The organism is Aeromonas sp. QDB25, assembly GCF_027707725.1.
Classification (GTDB): domain Bacteria; phylum Pseudomonadota; class Gammaproteobacteria; order Enterobacterales; family Aeromonadaceae; genus Aeromonas; species Aeromonas caviae.
Genome location: NZ_JAPCIZ010000121.1, coordinates 1 through 7,020, shown reverse-complemented (window position 1 = coordinate 7,020; position 7,020 = coordinate 1). Strand labels below are relative to the sequence as shown.

The 7,020-nt window shown below is 41.3% G+C and carries 5 protein-coding genes; 4 read left to right on the top strand and 1 reads right to left on the bottom strand.

The window, feature by feature from the left end:
• Positions 1-700 precede the first annotated feature (700 nt).
• Entirely contained in the window at positions 701-2,803 is a 2,103-nt protein-coding gene (locus PG883_RS22035) for a hypothetical protein (RefSeq protein WP_270682023.1), read from the bottom strand.
• Between the two features lie 99 nt (positions 2,804-2,902).
• On the opposite strand from PG883_RS22035, the gene PG883_RS22030 reads away from it, so the two are divergent.
• The 4 genes from PG883_RS22030 to PG883_RS22015 all read left to right on the top strand — a co-directional run bounded on the left by PG883_RS22030 (position 2,903) and on the right by PG883_RS22015 (position 6,305).
• Positions 2,903-3,151 (top strand): helix-turn-helix transcriptional regulator, encoded by a 249-nt coding sequence (locus PG883_RS22030; RefSeq protein WP_081000947.1) that lies wholly within the window; start codon positions 2,903-2,905, stop codon positions 3,149-3,151.
• A complete protein-coding gene (locus PG883_RS22025) occupies positions 3,129-4,712 on the top strand; it encodes a YfjI family protein (RefSeq protein WP_043851978.1) in 1,584 nt (527 codons plus the stop codon). The genes PG883_RS22030 and PG883_RS22025 overlap by 23 nt, the downstream gene beginning before the upstream one ends.
• 448 nt (positions 4,713-5,160) lie before the next feature.
• Positions 5,161-5,832 (top strand): inovirus Gp2 family protein, encoded by a 672-nt coding sequence (locus PG883_RS22020; RefSeq protein ID WP_270808198.1) that lies wholly within the window; start codon positions 5,161-5,163, stop codon positions 5,830-5,832.
• Positions 5,833-5,903: 71 nt separating this feature from the next.
• Positions 5,904-6,305: an H-NS family histone-like protein gene (locus PG883_RS22015; RefSeq protein ID WP_195879271.1), complete on the top strand. Its 402-nt coding sequence runs from the start codon at positions 5,904-5,906 to the stop codon at positions 6,303-6,305.
• The last annotated feature ends 715 nt before the right edge of the window (positions 6,306-7,020 follow it).

The window sequence follows — 7,020 nt, the reverse complement described above, 5'->3', positions numbered from 1 at the left end:
CAGCTGGGGCGCCCTCTGGGAAGGTTGGGAAGCCCTGCAAAGTAAACTGGATGGCTTTCTTGCCGCCAAGGATCTGATGGCGCAGGGGATCAAGATCTGATCAAGAGACAGCGTCTGGCCAGTGTAGGCAATGCTATCGATGAGGTGAGCCATATATCAATCTCCAATGAAAATGGGACTGCATAGCGCAATCCCAGAGGTATGTTCACGGAGAGAATATATATCTGAAATTTATTTGAATGGAGGCAGAGGGAATGCCATATAGCCGCAACACACCATTTATAGAGATTAAAAACCAAGCGGTGCCATATGAGATTACACGACGGCTGCCAGTAACATTGTTGAGACTCATTAGTGTGCGCAACTTTTGATATTCCAGATATTTTTGATATTCGTATCTGAAAGTATCTGGATAGAGCTTACTTGATTAGTTGTTGGAGTCATGATGACAGGTGGGAGAAGAAGTAACCATACACCTGAATTGATGCTGTGGGATTGTGGCGCTGTAATGTCACCAGTGCCTCAATCCACGTTTTGGCAACCTACTCCATCCCTGAAAACAATACATTAAAATAAAAACGTATTCAAACAATTCTCGCAGGTATATTTGAAATTAATGTATATCAACAAGTAATTATTCACTAGAGAGGGTACGAATAAGTACCCCTTCAAAGAAACTGAAAATTTCAGTTCTTTCAGTTCAACTGATTACAGATGCATTTTTTGTGTTTAGTGAATTATTCTCACCTTCCTTAGGTAAAGGATGTCTATACCTGAACAATAACTCTACAACATTAGTCTTTTCACCTAACGCTATAATATTAGCAACATCATCCCCAGGAACAAACAAGAACAATATGATGGTTGAATAGTCCAAGAGACAAACACCGAGAGAAGATCCTGTAATTCCTTGGATTAGATTGTCATTTAATTCTTCTCTAGAAACAACATTTTCTCTAACCAATTCGTTTGCAAATGTTGCAGGGCCCTCAGGAACTTTAGGATCTACATCGATGCTGACTTTATCAAGTCCGGCTAATATTTTTCCTGAGACCTCATTCAGGTCTTTAAGCAGGTTACGGATAATCAATGACGAAGAGTAATTGAGATTTGGATGAGTCAATGATGACGTGTTTTTGATAGGTTCGTTTGTCGTTGGATTGCGCGAGGGGGTGTGTCGTGCGACGGTGAAATTATAAATATAGATGGCTTGTGCTACGACCGAGTTATATGTGTTGCCGCCAGAAACAATAGAACATTCTTCATATTCAGGTATAGAAAGCCATCCGGCATTATTAATTTCTAATAAATTGGGTGATGCAAGGACAGGAATAGAAATAATGCCTTGATGGTTTATTATGTCAGTAACCTGTTCGTTTAATGACTGGTGTTTAATGCTGTTTGGCTTTAAGATGTACATCAACCCTATTTTAAGCACGGCTAGTGAATGCTTAATAAACCCAAACGATAAACGATCTTCATGTTGCACATTATTAATTATATCTAATGCTGCATCTGGTTCGTTATGTTTTATGCAGTCGAGTGCTTCAATAAGAGGTATATATTGCATGAAGAACTTTTGAAATTTATTGGTCTCTTTATACATTAACCCTGCAATAGTAGCGACCTTAGAATGATCAAATGAAATCACATGCATTTCAAGATGGTTTGCCTTATTCTCTAATGATGCATCCTTGTCAACAATAGCCATAGGTATACTAAATTGAGGAGGAAGCGAGACCATTTTACCTAGATATGATTCTTCTACTAGTAGTGGCATCAAATCTAGCTCTGAATCAGATAGAGTGCAAATCCCAAACATTTCAAATATGTAAGAGGTTATTTTTTCTAAATACATCAGTTTTTTGCTGCTTAATATTATTTCTGGTTCATTTCCATCATGTAAGTAAATGGATGATTCATTAAGGTTTAAGTCCTCATAGTTTTCACTCAGTGCTGCGTGTAGGCTTAAATATAAGTCGTTAAGTATTGGGCTTTGTTTTTCGATAAGAAGGTTATATGTATTATAAAAATGAGCAATCATGCTGGTTTTATTCGCGATATCCTGCAGAATTATGATGGCAGTATAAGCGGCGATTATTGGCTGGATGCTAAATGACGAATTGTCAATTTTTGTACTAAAAAGCCTTTCATTACAAGGTTCAAGTTTCTCATGTAGTTTTGCACATGTTTGATTGTCTTTTTTATAAAACACACCCAAATAATTGAGCAATTCAGGAATTAACTGTTCTTTATTCTTGAAATTGGTTTTGTTAAGTATATCTGCATGCTTATTGAAGTGATGATTTATATATTCGCGCACATATTTTTGAGCTGTGGTTTTTCTGAGTTCTTGTTTATTGCCATCAAAGGTAGCTAAATTATCCATTGCAAGGATGCGGTCAAGATGATAATAGATTGAGTTTTCATTTGAGTAACCTTTTAAAATATAAATGTCAACGCAAATTAAAGGGATTAATGCGTTGCTAATATAATTTTGGATGGGGTCCTCGTATAGGACATCAAGAACATTAGGCTGTCTAGCTAGAGCGTAGTACACGCTTTCCATTATATCAAAATGATTTACATCCATTTTTGGTGGCAAATCGCAACCAATATGCAGCAGCTTGAATATCTTTTCTAGTCTTCGAGTGGAATCATTTGGGGCAGTTTCTGTTTGTAATTCTTTACGATGTGAATCAAAGCTAGCTTTGCTGGCTTCCTCGGTTGGGCGGGCCTTGCTTCTGAGTCCAAGAGTTTTTTCTACAGAGTAGATAAGTGCTGCGAAGAGATGTTTTTTCATGATTTACCTTTTGTAGCCGTAGTTTGCCCCCATGACGTTACCCGATAGGCTCGCCATAATGCGAGCTCATTCAATCAGACGTTAGAAGGACATCACATAATGCAAGAAGCAATAGACCGCATCATTAGGATGCCTGAGCTTACAAAGATGATTAGCCTCGCTAGATCAACAATTTATGACAAGCTAAACGCCAAGTCTGCTCGGCATGACCCCAGCTTTCCCAGGGCGATAAAACTTGGCAAGTCAGCGATCGGCTGGCGTCAGAGCGAGGTCAATCAATGGATCGCAACCAGGTCACAAAGTAGTCAAACAATGGAGGTCAAAAATGAATCAACACAGAGCCATTGAAACTGTCATTGAGCGGTTAGATCAGTGCCTTTGGGATCCACTGGATGTCGTCGCCTATAGAACAAAGGCCCCGAGATTTATGATCTTGACTCAAATGTTGTCTGTTATAGCTATCGCATCGCAGCAGTTGGTAGATATTAGCCCCAAAAGTGAGATGAAAATACCGGCATCACTTTACACTCTAATTCTAGCTGCTTCTGGCGAGAGAAAAAGCACGGTCGATAAGCTACTGATGAAACCAGTTCGTGAATTTGAAAAATGCTTAGCTGAGCAGGTAGATGCTGCACAGCAGAAATATCAGATCGAACTGGAATTGTGGAATATAAAGAAAAAAGTGTTAAGGAAGGAATTAGATGAGATGCATAAAAAAGGTGATGAGCAGCCCATTATAATAGAGGCATGGCACACTCATCATTCAAATATGCCTATAGCTCCGGTAGTTAAGAGGATTTTAGCTGAGGATATAACAGTCGCAAAACTGAAGTCGATGTTAGCTGAGAAGAATACGTCATTAGCTCTGGTGTCCGATGAAGCTGGGACACTACTGTCGAGTGACTTGATGAAAGATAATGCATTGTTTAACTCACTATGGTCAGGTCAAACTATACGTGTTGACAGAGCCAATGCCCCTGAAGTTCATATTGAAGGTGCTCGTTTGACTTTGAGCATGCAAATCCAGCCTGATATATATAGAACATTCAGAGATAGTAATGGTGATGCGATGAGAAGCTCTGGATTAGACGCTCGAATTCTACTGTGTGAGCCTGAGTCAGAGATTGGCTATCGTCAAGAAGATAGGGATGATAGCGCATCACTAGATGATAAAATTAAATTAGGTAGATTTAGCTCAAGGATTGATGCATTACTGCAAGAAGGGCTCGAGATGAGAGCACAAGGCAAGGAACGTCATTGCCTGAATTTAACAGAGAGTGCTAAGAAAATTTGGAATGACAAGTTTAATGACATTGAATACGCAATGAGGCGTGGGGAATATTTGGAGCACTATAAAGATTTTGGTTCAAAGTTTATGGAGCAGGCGTCAAGAATTGCGGCGGCACTTCATGTGTTTAAAAACATAAACTACAGAGCCACGCTTGTGACTCATGAAACTATGCAGACTGCTATTGAACTAGCTGAAATATACTTACATCAAGCATTGATAATATTTAGATCGCCCGAGGCTAGGGAGTTCGTGGACGAGACACATGTTAATAAGCTACTGGAGTGGATTATTCATAACTGGAATAATGAGCTGTTTTTGAAAGGTGACATTAGACGAAGTGGCCCACATTGTGTTCGTAATTCGAATAAGCTAGAAGATGCAATAGAAGTTCTTATTGCTCGAGGAGATATCATTTGCTTTAAAAAGAAACAGTCAATCTATATTTCTTTATCTTGGAAGAAATACCCTAGGCTTGTTAGGCGCTCTTTAGTCCGCACCCGTGATAGAATTTATGTTAGCGAGCTAGTCGAATATCAAGGAAGACGCCATTCAGGAATACCATCAGTTGAACTTTTTGAGAGACCGTTGATTGACATGAGAAATAAGCTCCGACACTAATGGTTGCACCATACCCATACATTAAGGTTCAGTATTAACTGATTGCAGTACTCCGCTTAAGTAACTTAAGAGTGTTGTTATATAGGGCGGTATCATAACTGCATCTGAATTAGGAACCCTATGTCTATATTTTAGTATATATGTCCATTTGATTGAGGAGTGTATGGGTTTATTTAAATAAGCCATGATGCGGTATATGTATTATATATAGCAATACATATAACAATACATACTCTCTTGTATACATCCATAGCAATGCACACTACTAACGATGCATATACGCTATGCAATCTAACGATGGTGTAGCGTGAAGACTACATGCCTCTAAGCATGTACCACTATGGATAGCATCCAGAGCATGGTGTATTTACTTAAGCAAAAAATATATCTATTTATTTAGTTCAATAGAACTATGCCCCTGTGTCTATTAACCAAGGTAGGGATTCCTATGTTGAATCACTTAAAAAATTCTGTATTGAAGATGAAAGCGCTTACTCGCTTATACGAATACAGTTATGGCCCTATGAATAGTACTTATTTGAGGCGTAGCTTAGATGTTGTTTCTGGTACCCTAGCTAGGTATCCTCGTGTTTATGCTCTGCGTGTGGATCTGCGCTTTGCTAGTGAGTCGCCTGAAGATGATACGGATACGCTGACTTGTTTACAGCGTTCAGATTCATCAGTGATCACTCGCTTTATGGAGTCACTAAAAAGCCAACTACGTGCGGACCACTATCGTCAGAAACGACGTGGTTTACCGTCATTACCAACCGTGATCTGGTGTCGGGAACAGGAGTCATCGGCATCACCGCATTACCACCTGATGCTGCTATTTAACAAAGACGTCTATGCCTTCCTGGGAGATTATCGGGATTATGATGCCAACAACATGGGGACTCGGATCCAGAAGGCGTGGTGCAGCGCGTTGGGCCTCCCATACCCAGATAATGCAACGCTGGTTAACTTCCCTGTAAATCCACAATACAGGTTTGACCGTAATTCAGCGCGAAACTTAGATGAAAATTTCAGTGCATTTTTATTTCGTATGGCTTATCTGAGTAAACAAAGAACGAAGGTTGCTGATGGACAACGCAACTTCGGTTGCAGTCAAGTACGATAAGACGCTTGAGCACGTCAGTGCTCATTAGTATGCTATAGAACAATCCCTGCGTATTTAATTTAAGGATATCTATGAGTGAATTTCTGAAAGTGCTGTTGAACATCCGTAGTCTACGTGCAGCAATGCGTGAGTTGTCTCTGGAACAACTCCAAGAAGCCCACGAGAAGATTGAAGCGATTTATCTGGAACGCTTGGAACTGGCTGAAAAAGAGCAAGCTGCCAATGCTGAGCGTCAGCAAAAGCTGGCTGAGTTCCAAGCGATGTTGGCTCAGGCTGGTATTGACCCGACTGAGTTGGTAGGCAGTGCCCCAGCAGCAGCGACTGCGGCTAAAGCTAAACGAGCACCTCGGCCCCCGAAATACCGTTACGTTGAGAATGGCGTAGAGAAAACCTGGACCGGTCAGGGCCGTACACCCAAGTTCTTGGCTGAGCAACTCGAGCAAGGTCGTCAGCTGGATGACTTCCTCATCTAAATAGACAAGGCCATGTCCTCACGGTGTGGCCTTTCTTTTTACGTGCTTCGTGGCTAATTAGTGCCAGCTCTCGTTGTGACGAACCAGGAATACTAGGTAATGATCTGTCGCATGACAGAGGCCAGCTCTAATGACATTATTCAAAACATCCTTTAGCATGCGCATGATGCTGGCTTAGCTCAGTAGGTCACCAGTTCAATTCCTCTCGTCAGCACTACGATAACCACCGAGTTCCTCATAGCCGATCCTGATGCCAGCCATAAAAGACTTAGACGCAGAGCGTACCGATTTGGATGCGCGATTACGCGAAGCCATTGATAGTTGGGATCCACGTTGCCCCAGGCGCTGGCTAGCTAAATATGGCGGTTGGCGAGTTGAAAAACGATCACTCCTCACACAGCGATATTGTGCGATACGCGACGAAGCCCAAGCCTTGCTGACAAGTAGTTAGCCAGGAAGTTTATTGTGATTACCTGAACAAATTGCTCCATGGGTAGTCCAATGTGCCTACCCATCACCCAGCGTAATGACGGAATTACATGTCTATCAATCCGAATCCACCTTTGCCGCGTTACTTGCAAGTAAGCACATTGGCTGCACGAACACGGCGTTTTTCAAGATAGTTGTCGCGCAAAGCTGTTTTAAGCAGCCTCTTTTTGCTCCGGCTCGGGTTTCTCGGGCCGCTCCGGATTTAGCATCACGGCACCGATAGGTG

What these genes read in the sequence shown, in the direction of transcription:
- PG883_RS22035 (WP_270682023.1), bottom strand. Translation starts at nt 2,803, where the DNA reads ATGAAAAAACATCTCTTCGCAGCACTTATCTACTCTGTAGAAAAAACT.
- PG883_RS22020 (WP_270808198.1), top strand. Translation starts at nt 5,161, where the DNA reads ATGTTGAATCACTTAAAAAATTCTGTATTGAAGATGAAAGCGCTTACT.
- PG883_RS22025 (WP_043851978.1), top strand. Translation starts at nt 3,129, where the DNA reads ATGAATCAACACAGAGCCATTGAAACTGTCATTGAGCGGTTAGATCAG.
- PG883_RS22030 (WP_081000947.1), top strand. Translation starts at nt 2,903, where the DNA reads ATGCAAGAAGCAATAGACCGCATCATTAGGATGCCTGAGCTTACAAAG.
- PG883_RS22015 (WP_195879271.1), top strand. Translation starts at nt 5,904, where the DNA reads ATGAGTGAATTTCTGAAAGTGCTGTTGAACATCCGTAGTCTACGTGCA.